The organism is Microvirga yunnanensis, assembly GCF_025460875.1.
The window spans coordinates 17,835-38,146 of record NZ_JAMXFI010000076.1 but is presented as its reverse complement, the minus strand read 5'-3'; the positions used below and the strand labels follow the sequence as shown (position 1 = coordinate 38,146).

Below are 20,312 nucleotides of genomic sequence, written 5' to 3'. Positions count from 1 at the left end.
TCTGGGCGAGACTCTTGTCCAGCTCCGCGAGCTCGGCCCCAAGCCGATCCAACTCACCGGCATGGCGCAGGATCACTCGGCGCTGATCCTCGGCGAGCGGAAGGGCCTCCAACCAGGCCCTTCCGCGGTTCGAGAACAGGCTGCCTTGATAGGGTGGGATCAGGTGAGCGTGCAGAACCGCGTGGATCCGATTCTTGAGGCGGGTCATCTGCGCGACCAGCTGGGTGCGTTCGGCCGTGACACGGCGGCGGGCCTCGGTCTCCTCGTCCGGCATCCAGACCTCGGGTAGGAACCCGCTGGCATGGAGCTTCGCCAGCACGCGCGCGTCAATCTTGTCGGTCTTGACCTTAGCCCAGGCGATCGCCCGCACCAGGTTGGGATTGGCAATCACCACGCGTGCCACGAACGGCGACAGCAGGCGCACGATGGCGCTGGTGTTGCCAGTCGCCTCTAGGACGACCTCATCGTTGGGCCTCAGGGTCTTGGCAAAGTGCAGCAGGCGGCTGCGTTCGAGATCGATCTTGCCGGCATCCCGGATAACTCCTTCCTCCAGGATTGCCATCTGGGCAAAGGAACGATGGACATCGAGAGCAATGATCCTCATTTCCGGCTCCTATGGCTTAAGCAACTTCGGGAGCCAGTGGGCCACACGACAACTACGGATCCGCGCTCGCAGCGCACCCGGGCCAGTCGAAGGGGCGGCCAGATAATAACACGAGCTCTCAGCTCACAAATACTTTCGGCCTGCCCACCTTCCGTGCTCCCGACACCCCTATCCCGGTGCGCCGAGGATACCTGATCCGTCAGCCTTCAGAAACCTGAATGGAGGTGTCGCGCCTATTCATGCCCGATAATAACATCCTTGAGGCGGATCATAGCGCGCTCAAGCGCGTCATCCGTCCAACGCGCGGCTTCCAGACGCCGAAAACCGCCGCCGCAACTCTGACGGGTTTTGAAATCATGCGCATGATCCGCCGCGGTCATTACAACAAGCGGGGATGTCGAGCGACAAGCGAAATTCGTCTCCTCAATCAGCTCTTCGGTCTTGCTGCCTGAGCGGCCCGTTAAAATGGGTCCGTTATTCCGTTTTCAAGTTACTGCAACAGTGCCAGAGCACTCGGGTCTGTGATGGTGATGCCACCCCTGCTTTGCTTGAGCAAACCAGCGGCTTGGAATTTCTTCATGATGGCACTGATCGTTGAGCGCTGGACCCCCATCCGGTCTGCCCAGGACTCGTGCGTCAGCGAGATTATCGCCTGATCAACCCGATCACTCGTGCTCAGGATCAGGTGAGCACACCGGGCCTCCACACTATGGATGGCGTTGCAGGCAACATTCTGGAGAACCCGCGCCATTTGAGCCTCCATGAAGTGGCGCATCAGGCGCTGGATGGCGGGGCGGGTGCTGATCACCTCGTGCATCTTGGCAATCTTGATCCGTGAGGCCGTGCCGGTGAGATGCACGACATAGTGTCCGAAAGCCTGATTGGTGATGGCTGCTCCGGTGAGACCCGTGACGCCCTCGCGGCCGAACACCGCCATCTCGGCAGTGCGTCCGTCCTGCATGACAGCCATCAGCGAGATGATGATGTTATGCGGAAAGTAGGCGTCGTAGAGGGGCTGACCCGCCTCGCAGAGCACCTGACCCTGCTGCAGCTCACAATCTCCAGGAGCGGCTCCAGACAGGCAAAGTCTTCCGGCTCCAGAGCAGCCAGGACCTTGTTTGCCCGATGTTCCCGGGCAGTCCCTGCATACAGAATATCCGCTGAATACATCCGTTATCTTGCCCCCTTGTGGGCTCTCAATGTTACGGAGCGTAGTCAAAGGCAACGAATTTTCTTGCGGTTCACCCTGACGCAGAAAGTTCACATCTTAACCAATCTGGCCTTCGTTAGGTTAGAGTTGAAGATCCGGTGGGAATTTTGTGTCGCATTACGCTGGAGAAAGTTTGCCTAAACTTGGAGGTGAACTGCGATAAGAGAGATTGCAATCGCCAGATCGTTCGATTCAATCCAGGCGGGAGCGTGTGTTAGGATTGCGCTCCAGAGAGCTGATCCGGGAGGCCGGCAATGATCCGGGCTTCGTGCCATACCGCCGATAATGCATTCGCTCTCGAGTTCGACGCGACGCCGTGGTTTGCCGAGGCCGATCCGCAGAGCATTCTGCATCTTGCCGAGCAGGGCTGGTCCAGTGCGTGGGTCGCCGATGCTCTTGAAGCGCGGCCCGGCTACGAGGGCCTTCATCGGCTCATCGACTATGCGGCCACGCGGCTGAGGGACGAGTCGCTCGAGGACCCCATGTGGGCTGCGATCGAGTGTTTCGTCAGCCAGCCTGATGCCACGCAGTGGCTTGGAGAGAACAGGCCGGAGATCGTGTCGATGCTTCATAGCCGGCAAGCGGAGGCACAAGGCGGTTAAGCTCCTCGGCATGCGGCCTCACTCTCAATCCTCGCAGGGAGAGCCATCGATGCATCTCTTCGGAGCCCTGGAACTCGACATCCGGCCCGGAACACCGGACAACCCAGCCGGCGTGACAATTGCCCTCCTCCGTTACGCCCGGGGTGAGGACGGACGCCTGTTTATCACGCCAGAGTGCACGTCTGTCGAAGAGATCGAGGGGCAGATCAACTCTCTTCAGGATGAGCTGGACGAGATCCGCGAGCGGGCTCAGCGGGCCTTCCAGGTCACCTGAAGTCAACATCTTCGGACCGTGTACCCCCACGGAGCGGCTGAGCTACCCCTTCGAGCGAGAGGCTGAAGCAGGGCAGGAACGTACACTCATCAAGAGACCTCGTCGGGGAGGCTTTCAAATGAGGGTCATAATTTCGGCTTGTCGCAACAAGGCATTCTCGTACGGCCCCATGCCGCTGGCTCACCTGAACCTCAGACTGCCGATGGCGGTGAACGACAACCACGCTCTATTCAGTCCTCCGAGACGCTGCCTCCCTTTGCACAGTGAAAGGACAGCATATGGGCGAGCCGCGTTTATCCCTGCCGTGCTTGCCATTATTGCTGGCATCATCATGTTGCCGCGGCTTCAAGGTCTTGCAGTTTCCATCACGACGGCCAGCGAGGAGAGGCCAAAGGTTCTGCGCGGCAGCCCCATCGCCCCTGCTCTTCGGCAGCCACAAGGAAATGGTTGAGAGGGTGTTCTTGAGCCGCCTGGAGGCGTTGAAGCGATTGCATTGATGTCTGAAGCAGATCCTGACCCTGTGCCCGCTTCGGCATCCAATCATGCCCACGAAGCCTTCCAAGCAACGTCACTCGCTCGAGCGGATCTTCCGGGTAGCGGCATCCCGCCCGTTGCGCCTCTGCAGCTCTGTATGGCTCCTCAGACGCCTGAACCAAGACGTATTAGGCTGCCGGCTTGCTCGACACACCTGCGTGGGAGAGCATGTTCCTGCTACGTACTCTGTTAGCGCTCAATCAGGAGCAGATCTTGCGCTGGTCCCCATTTGCGAACTGCCTGCCGTCGCAGCCCAGCCCTCGGCAGGGCATCGGCCCGGATCCCGGGAAAACCGTCGGATAGTTAGATCAGATGCGCCAGCGACATCACAGCTGACAGGACGCTGATGCTGAGAAGAAGGTGGAAGCCTGCCTTGCAGATCATCCAAGAAATAGAATTCCCCTCTGTGAAGAATGCCTCGGCCTCTGCTCGAATGTGCTTCGCGTTGGTTCGAGTTTTTGCGCAAAAATGCATGATCAATGTCCCTGATACGGTCTGATATCGCTCCTCATGTTTCATGATATCCTGATTGCAGCCGACTAAGCTGTGATGTGGTTCACATTTGGCAGGAGACTGATTGAGATTTTGGCTAACTGGCGCAAGTCGCTCGCGTGTCACACGCTTTGATCATTTTGTCTGTGCTGATCATCACAGAAATCCTGCTGCATCAAGCATATTATCAACAAATATTGACGCAGTGAAAGTTGAACCAGGCGCTGGTGACAACGTGCCGACATAGACGGCAATAATTCTGATGTTGATGCCGATCCTTATCCTTGATTGCGGCAGAGGAGTCCTCTCATGAAAAGCTCTCTTATCCTTACTCTCACGCTTGGCGCGGCACTCATTCCCGCAGCTGCCTACGCCGAGCGTCCCAACACTTACGTAACTGAATTCGCTGAGATGTCCTCCAAGATGATGCGCGATGGTCAAATTCAGCGGGTGATGGAGGAAGGACGCGCCAACAAGGCGGCGTTCGAGGCGCTCAAGCAACGGGAATTGCAGCAACGGTCATTGCAACAGCCCACATATACAGGGTCTGTGCGGCGTCCACGTTGATCGCCGTTCGAAAACCCGGTAGGGCGAGTTCGCGCCGGCGCCGGCTGATGTCAAAGTCCTCGGTCGAAGATTGACCGAGGCCGTCCTCTAGAAGGGCCTCGGCTTGTCACACCGATCCGGCGCTCGGGCGTGCTGCGCCAGCGGCGCGGTCAGACGAACGAATTACCTGGGGGCCCGATCCGTTCCCGCTTCTGCGTCGTTGTCCCGTTAACTTGCTTGGAGTTGTGAGGATCGTTCACGGGAGAAAGCGGATGCCTGTCTACAAGCGTGAGTTGGCCTTTGCCGCGGATCACCCGACGGAGAATGCAGGCGACTGGTGGCACCTGGTCCTCGATACCGACGCGCCGGGCCTCTATGTGGAACACACCTGGATCCATGCCAGCCCCCATCAGGACGACCAGGCCGCCCGTGGGGCACAGCGCTTCGGGATCAACGACTTTCTCACGCTCGCCGAGGGCCGGCCAGCGCACCCGATGCTCATGAGCGCCCTCAAGGAAATGTTCCGCGACGCCGCACCCACCTCTGAGTAGCGTCGTTACCCGCAGTGCCTTCAACGCGCATCAACAGGCGCAGCCGATCCCACGTGCACCCCCTTTCAGGCCGAGGCGACGGTCATCATCGGATCGCGCTCATCAGCATTGGGATGGAACGCCGTCGTTTCCCGCTGACGGCGTCTCTCGAGCGAGCCATCACGGGCCTCCTCAGGCAGTCCCAGCCCGTACCGCCCATTCATATATGACACAGCCCGGGAGCACGCATTCACATGGAGCAACCATGGCTCGAGGTTCGCCGCTATCGCGCATTGTGATGGCGTGCTTCAGCTCGTGATCCCGCAGCCTGTGGGAGCTACCTTGCACCTGCCGCCAACTCGGAATTGGCAGCGTTGCCCTCACTTAGCTCAATCGATAAGCGCAGCTTGGTTGGTCGCTTCAGCCACTTTGATGTCCGTCTCGGCCACCACGCAGGTGATCCCGCTTTTCACTTCCTGGATAGGTTGTGTCGCAAATTTGGAGAGGAAACGCGAGAGGGCCAAGGTGGTCGGGATCGTCGCACTCTCCGACGTCCTGCGGGCCCTGGCGCGGATCCTGCCAACGGACGTCCCCGACGCCGTTGCCGACGACCGGATAGCGGAGGCCGTTCTGGCGGGGCTGGGCGAGCAGAAGTGGGGCAGCAAGTTCATCCGGGTGCATGTCGAGAATGGGGTGGTGACCTTGACCGGCGCGATCCTCGACGACCGCGAGGGCCAAGCTGCCAAGGTGGTGGCAGAGAATGTACCGGGTGTGAAGGCAGTGGTCGATCAGATGGCATGGATCGAGCCGTTCTCGGGAATGGTGGTCCTTCCGGAGGAGAGTGGGACGCACCGGCAAGCCTCGCGGTGAGAGCCGGCGCGGCAGAGGGCCTGGAACCATGGGTCGTGATCGACCGAAAGTGCCCCTTGACGACGACGGAAGGCCTGTCCTGCCAGCGATCGAACATCTCTGTACCACCGCGTTCATCCGGCCATCGTGTCCAATGCCCGCGCGATCGTGATAGCCGTATTCCAATTGCGGTTCGTTCCAACCGCGCCCAGAGCCTTGAGGCCGAAGCCCGATGTCATCCTCGAACCCGGGATGGGAGCCTCGCCAAACAAGGCATAGAAGTCTCGTTCGGCTGTCCGCTCGACCCGTTCGTCGCCGACTGATTGAACCCCTCCACACCCAAGTGGTCGGCGACGAAGTCTTATCGGGTTTGCCTCCTGGCTGCCACACCCGGAAGCCAAACCCCGCATCGAAGGCATCGCCAGGACCAGAGACCATACGGCGGCCATCGCTCAGAGTTCCTGGCCGATGGCCTTCAACTTCTGAAAGTCAGTTTGGGGTCATTAGCTGACCTTCCTCCGCGGTAAACATTGGAACGCCATGGCGCCTCCAGCGCGACGAACAAAACCCGATGGGCCCAATCTAGGTCTACTCACATAGCGGATATCAACTCAAGGCCCGCCGGACCTTGTCGTGGTCCAGCGGGCTCGTTGTGCTTACACGGGGGATGCGGCTGCCGGTTTCGGGTGCTCAAGGAAGAAGCGCATCATCTCACGGCTAGCATCCGGTCCCCGCGGCTCGGTGTAGGACCCACTCGGGCTTCCACCAGACCAGGCATGTCCTGCCCCGTGCAGAACCCAATGCTCGAGCATTGGGTGTCCGTTATCATCGCACGCCACCGCGCGGGTGTAGTTGATCCCGCCTGAAGCCTGTCCCCGGCTGACCGTCGTCCGGAGATCCGAACCCGCCCCCGACTGAGCAGCGACTTGGTCGCCATTGATGGGGTTCACGGTCGTATCCCGATCGCCATGGAACACGATGGTCGGAACAGGCTGCTTGGCCTCCCCCTGGTGAGGCGCCCCGCCCTGGCGCATGGCAGCAAACGCGGACGGCATGTCGCGAGCCGCCCCGCACGCCAGCCCGGAGTGGACGCCCACGGCCGCATAGAGATCGGGGTAAGCCGAGCCCATGATCGCCGCCGCTGCCCCGCCGGCGGAGAGCCCAGCCACATAGACGCGTCCGGGCGCGACCGAGAGGTCACGCATGATCTGACGGGTGATGCCGGCGATCAGCGACGGCTCACCTCGATCTCGCTGCTGATCCGCCGTGTTGAACCAGTTCCAGCACTTAGACACGTTGGCGGACTGGGCCTGCGCCGGATAGGCCACCAGAAACGTCTGCTCCTCGGCCAGTTCGTTCATGCGCGTGCCCGCCGCAAAATCGTCCGGTGATTGCGTGCAGCCGTGCAGCATCACCACGAGCGGCACCGGCTGACCCGTGTAGCCGCTGGGGATGTAAAGCTTGTAGGTACGGCTTCCCGCCTCGTTGGCAAAGGTCCGCTCCTCGAAGCGGGCCCCCTCCGGCAGCGGATCCGGTGTCCGGGCTGCCCCCGGTCCAACCAAGCCATCCAGACCGGGTAAGGAGCCGGGCTGTCCCATGCGCTCGAGGAAACCGCGCAACGTTTCCGGCACCTGAGCCTGGCCCGACGCTCCGGCGAGATCACCGAGAGGATTTGAGGCACTGTGTGGGAAGTTGAACTTCGGCGGGGTCCAGGCCCCTCCCCTGGAACGAGGCGGTACCATGTCGATGATACGCGCAGTACGCCCTGCGGGACGATGGTTGGCATCTTCGCTGCTTCCGCCTGAGGTCGCGGGCGGATGGTCGCCCGTAAGTCCTCCTTGAAGGAGTGTCATGGCTTCGGCGAGTCGCCCTTCGCGGGTGAGTCGGGTTGCCTCGAGCATGTTTAAGTTCGGTTTCATGGTCATGGGTTCGGTCCTGTTGCGGAGTGAGGTTGGGCCAAGCAGCGCCTGCCCCTTGCCGCGTCGGAAAGGGTGGAACAGGCCTGAAGGCGGTGTGACGGGCGGAAGCCCGGGTGGTTAGCGCATGCGGTCCTTGAGCGCCTCTTTCACGGCGGAACTGGCGTGCAAGGCGCCGAGGACGTGAAGGGAGGCGATCGTCTGCCGGGCCAAATCGGGTGTGACATCCCCAGCGATACTGGCCAGACCTAGAACTTGGATGTGCAGCACTTCGCCGGCGGCGTGCACGGCTTCGAGGTCCTGGCGGCTGAAGTGCCGCAAGCCCAGGTCGAGGTGGTGTCGCTCGACTGATTTCTTGACGGCGTCATGGTGCCGATCGAGCTGATTTCGAATGGCTGTGCGGATAAAGTCGGTCCGGTTGGAGTAGAAACCCTCCTGGACCAAAAGGTCGATATGGCCCAGGTCGACGTAGCCAAGATTGATCGTGATCTTCTCGCTGTCTGCGGCCTTGGGCCGGAGTTCATGCACGTTATTTGCCATCTCGGCCATCCTCTTGCCATCCCAGTGGATGGTAAATGGAGGGTTGAGGTAGCGAGTTCAAGTCCCAAGTCCGATCATTCTTTGAACCCAGCCTGCTGCTTTTCGCCTTTGTTGCAGGGCATCAGGACTAGGTAGCTTGGCCTTGCGTGAGTTCTGTTGGAAGCCGTGATGCCGACCTTGGGCTATCCTGCTGCAGGCAGATCCCAATGAGGAGTGTAGGCCCGTTAAACGTGGCTGGGTGGCAGGTGCCAGTGTTACTCTTTCCTCGCTCTGGATCTTCCGCCATTTTGCATCGCACAAATTTGCCGCAGTCTGCCTGGCTCGAAAGCCGCTTCATCTGCCTTAGTCTCACGCCAACCCGTACCGATCGCTGGCGAAAGGAAGAGCCACATGGGTCAGAGGTTCTGTCCACAGTGTTCCTGCGACGCAGCATCAGTCTTGAGCTTCCCTACGCATGATGGTGGCTTCGCCGCCGCTGTTCAGTGCCACGTCTGCGGGTTCGAAAAGCCCACCGAGTGTGGTCTCGAGGACGAGCAGACCGCCCGCGACGCCGCGGCCCACGCTTGGTTGGAGGAAACAGAGGTCCTCCCCTCGACCCCTCGCATGTGTTTCCAGTGTTCAGGCTTCCGGACGTCCTGGCGGAGCCGGCAGATGAATGTTCCTGATCCAGGGGCGATAAATATTCGAGCTGCCCTGCCGCCATCACGGACCCACAATCCATAAGATATCCCAGACAATGAGTTTTATTTCCGCCAAGATCGTTTACGGCTAGTACTTGTTATTACTCGAAAAAGGCTTATATCAGCTTTATCGGATTTTGGCCGGACAATCGGGTCGTTTCGCTTTTGACACTGTCAGGCGCACGTTCGGACTCTTTTACCATTACATCGACGAACCGAGTTGAGGTCACGCTGGTGCGTGCCTTCGCTCACGTGCATCTACCGCAATCGCGAAAGGCTACCCCATGATCATGGGTGCCGTGAAATTCTACAACGACATGAAGGGCTTCGGCTTCATCCCGCCGAACGATGGCAGCAAGGACGTCTTCGTCCACGCCACCGCGCTCGAGCGCGGTGGCGTGCGCGGCCTCGTCGAAGGCCAGAAGGTCTCGTTCGACACGGCGGAAGACCGTCGCTCCGGCAAGATCGCCGTCAACAACATCGAAACAGCGTAAACGCTGATGACTGGTTCAGGACATAGGCCTGTGCCGCTCGGTCTTGAAGCCGCTCCCTGTGGGGCGGCTTTTTGTTTGCGCCCGCAATCACCCGGCAGCGGCTATCCGCCCATCCCTGCCCTGCCTGACAGCCGTCGGGCTCCAGGAGCAATGAATGTCTCACAAGTATAAACTTCGTCAGCTCGTCCGCATCACCCATCCGAATTTCTCCGACAAGCGCGCAACGACAAGCGGCATCTACGAGGTGACCCGCCTCATGCCGGCCGATCAGACTGGCGAGGTCTCCTATCGCATCAAGTCGTCCGGCTTCGGCGAGCGTGCTGTGCGCGAGAGCGAGATTACGGCGCAGGCGTGAATCATTTGACCAGCGCAGACGCCTTCTTTCACGGATCGCAGATCTACGATCCTGTCGCCGTGCTTCGACAGGGCGATGAGGCCTTGTACGTTGCTCGGGTCGGAAGGCGTCCCGACAGTTCATGATCCTCACGCCAACAGGTGAGCCTGCGTGGCCACACGAGCCGCTTGGTAGTCTCTCGGATGTGGGTTGGGCTCTTCGAGCACACGCGTGGCACCTCGTGACGCCCGAGCCGATCGGCGGGAGTGCTCAGCAAGCCAAGACACTGGCGCGCTTGCTCGCGGAGCGAACCTGACGATCATCAATACAGAGGTGAATGCATGGATGAGGACACATCGCTCGCAACGCTTCTGCCTCTCACCCCCAGGAGGCTCACCATGGTCGATCAACCAACCAATCTTGATACCCATCGCGGCATGGCAGCCCAGAAAGCCACCGACCTTCGACGTCTGCGCTCCGAGGTCGAGGCCGACCAGGCAGCACTCCACGCACGACAAGTAGAGCTCGAAGATCTGCTTGCGGCCGCACCCGCCACCGACTGGCCAGAGGCAGTCGAGAAGGCGCGCTATCTGCTGGGTCTGCTTGCGCAGAACTTGGACGCCGCCGACCTGCGTCGGCGCAGGCTGATCGACCGGGTTCTGGCCGACTTCGATCATCTGCTCGACACGCCATCTCACGACTGAGACGAATTTTCCAGAACCCAACTGACAATGGAGATACCCCATGGCCAGAGGCGAAAAGCGCGGCAACCGCGAAGCAAAGAAGCCGAAGCAGGACAAACCCAAGAACCCGATCCCAGTGTCGCCCTTCGTCAGTCAAGGCAAGAGCAGCGTTCCGCCTAAGCCGCCCGGCGGCAAGCGGGCATCGTAGCTGGGTCGCAATGGGAGCGAAGCTATTGAGGCGTGGTTCCGCATTCCTGACATTCTTCAGGGCCTAGCCGCAGAGTCGGTGAGTGCATCCGAGCGCGGCGGTGGCCCGTTCGTCGCCGCGCTCGAGGCCACCTGCATGCCCATGGTGGTCACCAATGCCACTGTGAGCGGCAATCCAAACGCTTATGCAAACCAATCCCTCGTCGACCTCTTTTGCGGACTCGAATTCAGGAGCGGCAGATGCCTTGTCATTATGAAGCCTTCGAGGGATCCATTGCGGGTCTTTATTTGCCTCGGCTTGCTTGAGTTCTACCGAGATGACATCCGGACCGTCGATCAGCTCAGGACTGTCGCTGAGCATCTTGTGCGGATCGAAGGGTTTGGTCCCATAACGGCGCGCACCATCAAACAAGAGCTCAACCGTGCGGCGGGCCGGGAGAGTAACTGTTCCACGACGGGCAGCTTTCTGCGTGGGGTGCATGATTCAGACAATTCGTGAAACTGGACGCAAATCGATAGTCTGATCAGGCGAGCAAAAATCGCCTGTCTCAACAGGGCGCTTAACTTTGCCGATGCGTCAGGGCAAGTATCGCTACAAGGGTCGCGAACACGCTCAAAAGATCGGGTGCGGCGCTTCCTCGCAAGAGCAATTATAAGTCTGCGACAAACAACGTTTGTCGATCCTCGTCTGTGATGATCAGGGCATGGCCTACTCGGGAGTGGACTGCCAACGCCTCATGCCAGATCGCATCCGTCATCTCTGGATCCGATGACTGCCACAGGTCGGGTAAATCGAGACCCGACCTGTCCCAGAACATCCGGTTCTCGGTGCGATGATGAAAGAAAAAGCGAGGCATGGAAGATCCTCCTGATGAGGAACTGCCCTGAGCACCAATAGGTCCGCACATCAGCAGAGATAACGGGTTCAGGGACAAGCCTCCCGGAGCAGACCATCGGACCACGCTGAACCATCGTGCCGGAGACCTGAACAAAGAACGCTGTCCTTGGTTGTTGAATGCCGCATCAATGCGGAAGCCGCCGAAATCTCCTGTCCGGCTTAACTTAGGTGATGGAGCAACGGGGTCAGCCGCGCAGGCTCAAGTACTATCTCTGGAAGGAAGCTCCTGAGACTGCCTCACTCTGGCTTTACAATCCATCGGCGGCGAGAGTGCTTTTTCAGGAGGAAGAGGAGGTCGGGACCTGAGCTTTTCCCGACCTCCCCACCTGGTCCCGATCATCGGACTGAGCCGCCACATCTCCAGGTCGGGGAACCATAGCCAGCTTTGGAGATCCTAGCACCAGGGCGATTATCCCACTCCTAGGACGAATGCCGGAGGCTAGACCTTCGCCTTAGAGGTCAGAGTGGAAGGGCGTAGAACTGCACATCCTTGCACCGCGCCGGCAAGGGGAATGGTGCCGCGGATCGGCGCTTCCTTCAAGCAAGATCCAGTGCTCCACCCCGAAGCCGCCATCAGCCGTACTTCCAGGAGGTTCAAAACCGGAACGAATTCCGGCCATAACCTTATCGGCAAGAGACAATAAGGCGACGACACTCGACAGGATCCATGTTGCCAATAGTGGCGCCCATGAAATCTTCAAGGCACCGCAAGACCCGCGCTATTTGCCACTTCGTTTGCCCTTGGGCTACCCTCCATCATGCTACAGAAGGGAAGGCGCATTTGCGACGACTCGTTGTCATCTCCAATCGCGTGGCTGTCCCGGATGCTACGGGAAAAGCTGCTGCAGGAGGCTTGGCGGTGGCCTTGCACGAGGCGTTTCAGGCTTACCAGGGCTTATGGTTCGGTTGGAGCGGCAAGGTTTCAGCCCATCCAGCAGTCCAGCCTAAAATCATTGACAAAGGACAGGTGCAGTATGCCGTTATGGACCTGACGTCGCTCGACCGGCAGGAGTACTATAACGGCTTCGCCAACCGGGCGCTCTGGCCCATCATGCACTATCGGATCGGCCTATCAGAGTTCTCACGGGCTGATTACGCAGGGTACTTGCGGGTCAATCGGAGCTTCGCCAGTGCGTTGACCCATCTGATCCAGCCTGACGATCTCGTCTGGGTTCACGATTATCATCTCATCCCCCTCGCGAGCGAACTGCGGGCTGTCGGGATCACCAACCCGATCGGGTACTTTCATCACATTCCCTGGCCCGCTCCTGAAGTGTTCGGGGCTCTACCAGGCAGCACAGAGCTCCTGCGCGTCATTCCGGACTATGATCTTGTCGGCGTACAGACAGAACGGGATGCCGATAACCTCAGGCGCAGCCTCGTCCAGGACCTTGGTGCCATCCACCGCAGGGCAGATCTTCTCGACGTCGGAAGCCGCCGAGTGCGCATCAAAAGCGCCCCAATTGGCATTGACGTCAATGGGTTTCAGCAAGCCGCCCGCCGCTCCGGCTCAAGCCGGCTTCTCAAGCAGACGATTGCTGGTCTGGGGGCGCGCAAGCTGATCATCGGGGTTGATCGGCTGGATTACTCAAAGGGCATTCCTGAGCGCATGGAGGCCTTCGAGCGCTTTCTGATCAGCCATCCGGATCAGCGGGGACGGGTGACCTACCTGCAGATCGCCCCAACAAGCCGAAGCGAAGTGCCCGAGTACGCGACCCTCAGCCGAGACGTGAATGAGACGCTGGGGCGGATCAACGGCTCCTTGGGTGAGCCTGGCTGGGTGCCGATCCACTACGTGACCAGCACCTATTCTCGTGCAGTCCTCGCTGGCCTTTATCGGCTGGCCCGAGTCGGTCTGGTGACCCCCATGCGGGATGGGATGAATCTCGTGGCCAAAGAATACGTGGCAGCTCAGGACCCGCAGGATCCCGGCGTCCTCATTCTGTCAAAATTCGCCGGGGCTGCTGAGGAACTCACAGACGCAATTCTCGTCAACCCGAACGACAAGGTCGAAGTCGCGGAGGCTATTCAGCAGGCGCTGCACATGAGCCGGGAAGAGCGGATCGCACACTGGCAGGCCACGTCAAAGATTCTTTCGAATTCCGATGTCTCACGATGGGCATCCGCATTTATCAAGGATCTGGCCGCCACAACGGCGCGCACGACCCGCAGCAGAATGGTGCTGGCCAAGAAAGACAATGAAGACGGGTAGTGGTCTAGCGAGTGTGTGGTGTTGCAACGTGATCCATCGGACAGGGCGGCTCAGGTGATGACGTCACCTGCTCAAGTCAGCCCGATGCTGATAAGCCCTGACGGAGCCAGAGCAGCGGATTTCGTATCGTTAGTGGATGGTTCTGAATGCGCATCATGCAAGGGTCGACGCCACCCTCATGCCTCAGGACTGCCGGAAGCCCATCCGTCCTGCCATCACCGTAGCTGTTACCGGTCTTCGCGGCTCACCTGATAGCTGCTATGTTCTTGTACGAACCAGGAGTGGGGATGGCTTGGACATCATCGTGACCCCGGCAGACGATGGCAAGGCATGGGACCTAACCGATCTGCTCGGCCGCTCGATGGGGCGCATTGCTGAGGCATCCGATCAGCAGCTCGCGATTTACCCGGCCGGCCAAGCTTTGACGACCATGGCCGGCATGGGTCATGGGCCTTACATTTCGCTCGATGCGGCCTTGGCCGCAATCGAGAAGCACACGCGAGGCGTCTGCCGGCTCGGTCCCGGCGAGGATCAACCATGATCTCTGGCGGCTCGAAGTCCGCCTTTGCTTAACACTTGAGGGTAAATCCATGCGGATCCGCGTCGGTTGTGAGATGACCTACGAACTCGGGCAAGCCACGCCGATGATCGCGATCCTCAATGTGCACTCGTCGAGAGTGTCGGACCTGGAGCGGCCAGATTACCTGACCACGACCCCATCAGTGCCTGTGGAGGGGTATCGGGATAGCTTCGGGAACTGGTGCAATCGTCTCATTGCCCCGCCTGGAAGACTTATCCTCAAAACCGAAACCGTGGTTCGTGACACGGGCCAGTGGGACACGACAGATCCCAAGGCTGAGCAGGTTCAAATCCAAAACCTTCCCGCAGACACCCTGCTCTTCCTGCTGGGAAGCCGGTACTGCGAAACGGATCGTCTCTCCGACGTCGCCTGGCGCCTGTTTGGAACAACTCCACTCGGCTGGACTCGCGTTCAGGCAATCTGCGACTACGTGCACGATCATATCACCTTCGGCTACGAGCACTCACGTGCGACGCGGACAGCGGCTGAAGCCTATGACGAAAGGCAGGGCGTGTGCCGTGACTATGCTCATCTGGCGCTCACGTTCTGCCGGTGCCTCAACATTCCCGCGCGCTACTGTACCGGGTACATCAGCGACATCGGCCTTCCGCCGCCTCATGCACCTCAGGATTTTGCCGCTTGGATCGAGGTCTTTCTGGGTGGAACGTGGCATACGTTCGATCCCCGCAACAATGATCCGCGGATCGGCAGAATTCTAATCGCTCGCGGTCGCGATGCTGCCGACGTGCCGCTAACCCTCACGTTTGGTCCCAGCACCCTGGTGGACTTCCGCGTGACCACCGAGGAAGTGACGGGATAGGATATTTGATCCCTTGAGTTTACACCATGTGCTTTGCAAAACGCCGGTCAATCCGGGCTGGTGTTCCTGGTTCGGACTCATGCCGCATCATCCGCCGGAGCATCGGCTGCATCGTTGGCCTGCAGCGCATCCATCAGCAGACCCGCGCTCTGACGGATCCTCGCCTCGATTTCAGAAGCAATCTCGGGATTGTCCTTGAGGAAGGTCTTGGCGTTCTCACGACCTTGTCCCAGGCGCTGGCTGTCGTACGAGAACCAGGCGCCGGACTTGTCGACGACGTTGGCCTTGACGCCGAGGTCGATGAGTTCGCCCATCTTGGAGATGCCCTCGCCGAACATGATGTCGAACTCGACCTGCTTGAAGGGCGGAGCCACCTTGTTCTTCACGACCTTCACCCGCACCTGGTTGCCGATCGGCTCGTCGCGATCCTTGAGCGTCGAGACGCGGCGGATGTCGAGGCGGACAGAAGCGTAAAACTTCAGGGCGTTGCCGCCCGTCGTGGTCTCAGGGCTTCCGTACATGACGCCGATCTTCATGCGGATCTGGTTGATGAAGATTACCATTGTTTTTGTGCGGCTGATCGAACCGGTAAGCTTGCGCAAGGCCTGGCTCATCAGACGGGCCTGAAGACCGGGGCGGCTCTCGCCCATCTCGCCCTCGATCTCGGCTTTCGGGGTGAGCGCCGCCACCGAGTCGATGACCAACACATCGACAGAACCCGAACGGATCAAGGTATCGGCAATCTCAAGCGCCTGTTCGCCATTGTCCGGCTGAGAGATCAGAAGGTCATCGAGGTTGACGCCCAGCTTTCGCGCATAGGCTGGATCGAGCGCATGCTCCGCATCGATAAACCCGCAAATGCCACCCGTCTTCTGGGCCTCGGCAACGGTCTGGAGCGCCAGCGTTGTTTTGCCTGACGACTCTGGCCCATACACCTCGACGACGCGACCTCTCGGAAGGCCCCCTACACCCAAAGCAATATCGAGCCCGAGGGAGCCGGTCGAAATCGTCTCTACCTCAACGACCTGACTGCCGCCAAGGCGCATGATCGAGCCCTTGCCAAAGGAACGCTCGATCTGGGCCACCGCTGTTTCGATAGCCTTATTCTTGTCCATGCTCATCTTGGCTCTTCTTCTGTAATTTCTGCGTATTGACCCTAGCTCATATGAATTCCAGATGCCAGAACAAAGCAATAACTTAGATAAGTTACGGGATTATTTGCGGCTAAGCTTTGTTCGACGCCGGAAAAACAGCCGATCGACATCCCATGCCCGACAACCCCAGAGCATCGCTCGGCCCGAAATCACCGGAATTGAAGGGCTTGCATTGTATCCCTTTGGGGAGGAACCATGCCATATTGTGGGATAAGCGTCGAAGCTGGTGATTGTTTGAGTTCGCGAGGTGTATCGGCTTCGTTGGCGCCGAGCAGCTTCAGATCCGGAACAGGACCGAGTTTGACATTTCGACCCCTCGACGAATGACAGCTTCCACGTGCTGAAGCGGACCAAGTTCCTTGATCCGAGGAGTGCCATAACGGACCTCCCTGATTTTTGGCTCATTCATATTTCGCGGAGGTCGCCTACTGAGTTGAATCATATCTGAGGGCGGATCTGAACAGAACGAACCTCAAACCATTGCTTCACTGGCAGGGATGATCTAGGCGTTGGCGACTGAAGGATCTGTGTGCTTCCTCCGGTGAGTGAAGAGCAGGAGGTCGAGCCCATGCTAAACCACTATAAGGAGCGCTGGGAGGGTCCCATCCGAGGCCTTCGCCTGCCACTTGCCGCATGGAACATTCTGCACAATGAAGGCATCACGACCATCGATCAGCTCACGGCTGCTGCCGATCGGCTCGAACGTCTTCCCGGAATCGGCTTGACCATGGCTCGCGTGATCCGGGAAGAACTTGCCCGAATATCCGCCGCCGAATAGCCCGTTGAGAATACATAGTCCGGAAATACAAAGAAGAAAGCGCCCGTCCGAAGAGGGCGCTCTAAGTTTTCGGATCCGTAGGGGCAAAAGAACAGATCCGGTAAAGACAGCTTGTTCACATAACGCCCGCCATGTCTTTGTTCTTGTCTCTTGGAACTGTGCGGCATTTTGGCAGTGATGGCCGAGAATAGGGTTTCGTACTTATTGCACACCTCGCCCGAGGTAGGTATGCAGGCGTCACCGTAGGGGTAAATATGAGATCAAGGGTCGCGAACACGATCATAAGATCGGGCGCGGCCCTTTTTCATGAACGCTTTGGCGCAATCACCTGCGCGCAGAAAACGATACTTGGAATTTGCGCCTCTCTCCTTCCAAGTCTTCAGAGGAGCTTTCATAGACCACTGTCGAATGGCACAGGACCGTCGCACAGGTTCCCGACCGCAGTCGCAGATCTCCGCAATAGGGCATCGACGGTGCAAACGACTCCGTCTGGAGAAAGGGCGATCTCGATCGTTTGCATGAGTTCCCTCTACATGGTCGGAGCGACGACCATAAAGACAACTCCGCCAAGACTGCACAGCACGGTCGCAGACCGGTGACGACGCCCTCGATCGAGAGTTGCCGGAGGTTTGAAGATCGGTCTGGCCAGAGGCTCGCATGGACTCATTCGCACCGCTGAGAAGATTGTGTGGAACATCCCGCGCAGTCGTCCACTTAACCTAGATTAAGAAGATCAAGAATGGGCTGCCCTGCGCGCCCGAACTTGGGACAAGTGCCCTCGAACATCAGCAGCCAGGGAACGTCAAACGAGTAGACCGACAGCGGGCACGGGTGCTGCCCGGTTGGTTCCAGTGTCATACGGTCTGCGCTTATCAACGCACTAGCGTCACACGCCACGGGACAAGCTTCAGCTTGGACCCTTCATTACGACAGTTTGTGAGGAACAATGACGATCACCAGACGATTCAGCCACGCCCCGCCGGACAAGGCGAACGAGCTCTTCGAGAAACTGCTTGCCACGTCCGACAATGCGGTCAAAACCCGGGAGCGGCTCTTGGCCGACCTGAAGGAAGAGCTGGAGCTTCTAGCCTCCTTGCAGGAGGAGCACTTGTTTCCTGTGCTGACCCGGTACGGGATGCAGGATCTCGCACGGGAGGCCATCACTGACAACCAGGAGACGGCTGCGCTCCTAGGCGAGCTGGAGAGGATGCCGAAAATTGGTGCTGAGTTCACTGAGAGGGTGACCGAGCTCAGACGCGCCTTCCAGCAGCACATCCGTGATGGCCGGAAGGAACTGCTTCCCGCCGTGCTCAAGGTGCTGAGCGACGAGGAAGCCAACGCCATAGCCGAGACAGTGGAGGATGAGATGGCCAACATCGACGAGACCAAACGAGCTGACACCCGACGGACGCGTGAGCAGGCGGAATCCGTGCAGCGGGTGACGGAGGACGTGGCTGACACCATGAAGGCTGGTGTCGAAAGCGCCCAGACCATGGCTCAGACCATGCAAGACGCGGTCTCCAACAGCTTCAGTGCCTTCTCGGAGTTAGCCCGCCGCTCAACAGCGCAGGCCCTGCCGATGATGGGACGTCCTGCTGAGGGCGAGGCTCAAGGACTGACCGAGGAGGCCGCGCACAACCTGCGCGCCGTGGCCCAGTCCAGCACGGCCTTGGCACAGGGGCTCCAGGAGGTGTCGCGTGAGGTGGTCACCCGCAGCCAGCAGCGACTGCAACGCAACCTCGACGGCTTGCAGGCTCTGGCCCGCTGCCGCACGATGAGCGACTTCCTCGAAGTGCAGAGTTCGCTGCTGCGTGACAACCTGGTGCAGACGGTGGAGAACAGCCGGCGTGTCGCCGAGCTCACGCTCCAGATGACCGACCAGGCCACCAAAACCGTGACCGTTCAGGCGGAGAGAACTGCTCAGCGGTTCAATCGCGCAGCCTGAGCAGTGATAGTCTCAGACGGAATGCTCTCGGCCCTAAGCCGGGGGCATTCCAATCGGCCGGGAGGCAGCTTTCGCTCAGGTGCCTTGTAAGCCTTTTCGCTTTTGACCAAGTGTGCATTCGGAGAGCAGATTGAGCAAGTCAGAGCGAGGTGTAAAGATGCCCATCGAACGGGCGCTCTGAGACAAGCCTTACGTGAACTGGTCAGACTGAAGATGTTTGTGGAAATTGAAGCCACGAATGTCTTAGAATCCTGGACTTGATTTGACGGATAGTGGCCGATCGAGTTCATCCCGGCCAATGATAGATCGCTTGCGTTCCGGCCATGCCGTCAAGCCCTGCGCCTCCGGCGCACCGCTGCGCGCCTCTGGTGCTTGACCGCCTGTCCGGCCCAAGCTTTCGGGTTTTCAGGCCGGGACGAAATGCTGCATCTATCACGCCTGTAGGGGGTCGATCTGACAGTGTCTGGCAGGTCAAATCCCGACTTTCACAAAAACAATCATCTGGCGGTGACAAACAGCACCTTGCCGACTTCGTCCATGATCACCAGGATCCGGTCCAGCTGGAGCCGCCCTTCAATCATGTCCATCCACAGCGTCACCGCCCGGTCCGGGTCAGGTGCCATGCCCAAGTCCGGCAACTCGCAACCCACCGCGTCCCACATCATCCGGTCGCCGATGCGATGGTGAAAGAAGTAGCGCGGCATGGGTGTCACCCTGTTGATGCCCGAGCCAGTCTGCGGGCATTTTCAGGGCTCCGCTACATACCAAGTTAATTTTTGGGGTTTGATTGAACGGCGGATCCCAAACGGTTCTTCAGCCGCCGATCGTGCGCGTAAGTTACGGACACCAGAGCGATCCTGGAGATCGTGTCGCGGTCAAGGCCAATGATCCCGACGAGCGAAAGGCAGCTCTGGGTCAACTTTTCACGTCGCGACGAACCAATGAGCGTCGGCTCTCAGCCGCCAAAGGGGAACAAGGTCTTTCGTCGCACGAGTGCCATTAGCTGCCGTTCCTGTTGGCTGTTTGGATCACAGCCGAACCAGACATAGGGCGCAGAGGTAGCGAAGGTTGCGGCACAAGGCACGCCGGTACCAATCCGCCGGCTCGTGCTACTGCAACACCCCCTTGGCCGGGAGCTCGATGATGCATTGCAGCCCGCCTGGCTTGAACGTCAGCGTTGATGTTCCCCTAAGCTGGTACGGCACGGTCTGCGTCAGAAGCTCGGTCCCGAAGCCACTGCGCCGGGGCGCATGTGCGATCACCGGTATGCCGGTCTCGGTCCACTCAATCCTCAGGCACTGGGCGCCATCCCGGTCCTCCACATGCCAGACCACGGTCACGTGGCCCTCCGGACTCGACAGCGCTCCATACTTGACCGCATTCACCGCCAGCTCATGGATCGCCAAGCCGAAGGTCTCGGCCGCCTTCGG

24 protein-coding genes are annotated in these 20,312 nt (G+C 59.4%); 15 read left to right on the top strand and 9 right to left on the bottom strand.

Translation table 11 applies throughout. The annotated features are described in order from the left end of the window. Positions 1 to 604, bottom strand: a 604-nt coding sequence (locus NF876_RS28735) for an IS110 family transposase (protein WP_262271768.1), incomplete at its 3' end; no start/stop codon positions are given. Positions 605 to 843: 239 nt separating this feature from the next. Here NF876_RS28735 and NF876_RS28730 point away from each other — a divergent pair. After that, positions 844 to 1,056, top strand: coding sequence for a DDE-type integrase/transposase/recombinase (locus NF876_RS28730; protein WP_373696734.1), 213 nt, complete (start codon positions 844 to 846; stop codon positions 1,054 to 1,056). 38 nt (positions 1,057 to 1,094) lie between these two features. Here the strand turns inward: NF876_RS28730 and NF876_RS28725 are convergent, their stop codons facing one another. Continuing rightward, positions 1,095 to 1,640, bottom strand: a complete 546-nt coding sequence (locus tag NF876_RS28725) for a Crp/Fnr family transcriptional regulator (protein ID WP_262271767.1) — start codon at positions 1,638 to 1,640, stop codon at positions 1,095 to 1,097. Between the two features lie 428 nt (positions 1,641 to 2,068). On the opposite strand from NF876_RS28725, the gene NF876_RS28720 reads away from it, so the two are divergent. The 5 genes from NF876_RS28720 (at position 2,069) to NF876_RS28700 (ending at position 5,662) form a co-directional block, all read left to right on the top strand. Continuing rightward, complete coding sequence (locus NF876_RS28720; protein WP_262271766.1) at positions 2,069 to 2,416, top strand: hypothetical protein; 348 nt, start codon at positions 2,069 to 2,071, stop codon at positions 2,414 to 2,416. Between the two features lie 49 nt (positions 2,417 to 2,465). Beyond that, complete coding sequence (locus NF876_RS28715) at positions 2,466 to 2,690, top strand: hypothetical protein (protein WP_262271765.1); 225 nt, start codon at positions 2,466 to 2,468, stop codon at positions 2,688 to 2,690. Between the two features lie 1,335 nt (positions 2,691 to 4,025). After that, positions 4,026 to 4,283, top strand: a complete 258-nt coding sequence (locus NF876_RS28710) for a hypothetical protein (protein ID WP_262271764.1) — start codon at positions 4,026 to 4,028, stop codon at positions 4,281 to 4,283. Positions 4,284 to 4,534: 251 nt separating this feature from the next. Beyond that, positions 4,535 to 4,813, top strand: coding sequence for a hypothetical protein (locus NF876_RS28705; protein WP_262271763.1), 279 nt, complete (start codon positions 4,535 to 4,537; stop codon positions 4,811 to 4,813). Positions 4,814 to 5,317: 504 nt separating this feature from the next. Continuing rightward, positions 5,318 to 5,662 (top strand): BON domain-containing protein, encoded by a 345-nt coding sequence (locus NF876_RS28700; RefSeq protein ID WP_262271762.1) that lies wholly within the window; start codon positions 5,318 to 5,320, stop codon positions 5,660 to 5,662. 635 nt (positions 5,663 to 6,297) lie between these two features. On the opposite strand, the gene NF876_RS28695 is transcribed toward NF876_RS28700, so the two are convergent. Continuing rightward, entirely contained in the window at positions 6,298 to 7,566 is a 1,269-nt protein-coding gene (locus NF876_RS28695) for an extracellular catalytic domain type 1 short-chain-length polyhydroxyalkanoate depolymerase (protein ID WP_262271761.1), read from the bottom strand. Positions 7,567 to 7,677: 111 nt separating this feature from the next. Further along, positions 7,678 to 8,097 (bottom strand): ribbon-helix-helix domain-containing protein, encoded by a 420-nt coding sequence (locus tag NF876_RS28690; RefSeq protein ID WP_262271760.1) that lies wholly within the window; start codon positions 8,095 to 8,097, stop codon positions 7,678 to 7,680. A 964-nt stretch (positions 8,098 to 9,061) separates the two neighbouring features. Here NF876_RS28690 and NF876_RS28685 point away from each other — a divergent pair. The 4 genes from NF876_RS28685 (at position 9,062) to NF876_RS28670 (ending at position 10,496) form a co-directional block, all read left to right on the top strand. After that, on the top strand, positions 9,062 to 9,271 hold the full coding sequence (locus tag NF876_RS28685) for a cold-shock protein (protein WP_262271759.1): 210 nt from the start codon (positions 9,062 to 9,064) through the stop codon (positions 9,269 to 9,271). A 154-nt stretch (positions 9,272 to 9,425) separates the two neighbouring features. Further along, complete coding sequence (locus NF876_RS28680) at positions 9,426 to 9,626, top strand: hypothetical protein (protein WP_262267705.1); 201 nt, start codon at positions 9,426 to 9,428, stop codon at positions 9,624 to 9,626. A 377-nt stretch (positions 9,627 to 10,003) separates the two neighbouring features. Then, positions 10,004 to 10,309, top strand: coding sequence for a hypothetical protein (locus NF876_RS28675; protein WP_262271758.1), 306 nt, complete (start codon positions 10,004 to 10,006; stop codon positions 10,307 to 10,309). A 40-nt stretch (positions 10,310 to 10,349) separates the two neighbouring features. After that, positions 10,350 to 10,496, top strand: coding sequence for a hypothetical protein (locus tag NF876_RS28670; protein WP_262271757.1), 147 nt, complete (start codon positions 10,350 to 10,352; stop codon positions 10,494 to 10,496). A gap of 63 nt (positions 10,497 to 10,559) precedes the next feature. On the opposite strand, the gene NF876_RS28665 is transcribed toward NF876_RS28670, so the two are convergent. Together NF876_RS28665 and NF876_RS28660 are read right to left on the bottom strand one after the other, a co-directional pair. Further along, a complete protein-coding gene (locus NF876_RS28665; RefSeq protein ID WP_262271756.1) occupies positions 10,560 to 10,976 on the bottom strand; it encodes a hypothetical protein in 417 nt (138 codons plus the stop codon). 169 nt (positions 10,977 to 11,145) lie between these two features. Next, a complete protein-coding gene (locus tag NF876_RS28660; protein ID WP_262271755.1) occupies positions 11,146 to 11,352 on the bottom strand; it encodes a hypothetical protein in 207 nt (68 codons plus the stop codon). A gap of 822 nt (positions 11,353 to 12,174) precedes the next feature. On the opposite strand from NF876_RS28660, the gene NF876_RS28655 reads away from it, so the two are divergent. From NF876_RS28655 to NF876_RS28645, 3 genes are all read left to right on the top strand, one after another. Next, a complete protein-coding gene (locus tag NF876_RS28655; RefSeq protein WP_262271769.1) occupies positions 12,175 to 13,605 on the top strand; it encodes an alpha,alpha-trehalose-phosphate synthase (UDP-forming) in 1,431 nt (476 codons plus the stop codon). Positions 13,606 to 13,897: 292 nt separating this feature from the next. Beyond that, positions 13,898 to 14,146 (top strand): hypothetical protein, encoded by a 249-nt coding sequence (locus tag NF876_RS28650; protein ID WP_262271754.1) that lies wholly within the window; start codon positions 13,898 to 13,900, stop codon positions 14,144 to 14,146. Between the two features lie 49 nt (positions 14,147 to 14,195). Next, positions 14,196 to 15,005, top strand: coding sequence for a transglutaminase-like domain-containing protein (locus NF876_RS28645; protein ID WP_262271753.1), 810 nt, complete (start codon positions 14,196 to 14,198; stop codon positions 15,003 to 15,005). Between the two features lie 77 nt (positions 15,006 to 15,082). On the opposite strand, the gene recA is transcribed toward NF876_RS28645, so the two are convergent. Further along, positions 15,083 to 16,126: a recombinase RecA gene (recA, locus tag NF876_RS28640; protein WP_262271752.1), complete on the bottom strand. Its 1,044-nt coding sequence runs from the start codon at positions 16,124 to 16,126 to the stop codon at positions 15,083 to 15,085. A gap of 601 nt (positions 16,127 to 16,727) precedes the next feature. Between recA and NF876_RS28635 the strand changes: the two genes are divergently transcribed. Both NF876_RS28635 and NF876_RS28630 read left to right on the top strand, forming a co-directional pair. Beyond that, positions 16,728 to 16,937 carry a hypothetical protein gene (locus NF876_RS28635; protein ID WP_262265700.1) on the top strand — a complete coding sequence of 70 codons (210 nt, stop codon included), beginning with the start codon at positions 16,728 to 16,730 and terminating at the stop codon, positions 16,935 to 16,937. 946 nt (positions 16,938 to 17,883) lie between these two features. Beyond that, on the top strand, positions 17,884 to 18,882 hold the full coding sequence (locus NF876_RS28630) for a phasin family protein (RefSeq protein WP_262271751.1): 999 nt from the start codon (positions 17,884 to 17,886) through the stop codon (positions 18,880 to 18,882). Positions 18,883 to 19,379: 497 nt separating this feature from the next. Here NF876_RS28630 and NF876_RS28625 read toward each other — a convergent pair whose 3' ends face one another. Continuing rightward, complete coding sequence (locus NF876_RS28625; protein WP_262271750.1) at positions 19,380 to 19,586, bottom strand: hypothetical protein; 207 nt, start codon at positions 19,584 to 19,586, stop codon at positions 19,380 to 19,382. 405 nt (positions 19,587 to 19,991) lie between these two features. Beyond that, entirely contained in the window at positions 19,992 to 20,288 is a 297-nt protein-coding gene (locus NF876_RS28620; protein WP_262271749.1) for a sensor histidine kinase, read from the bottom strand. Between the last annotated feature and the right edge of the window lie 24 nt (positions 20,289 to 20,312).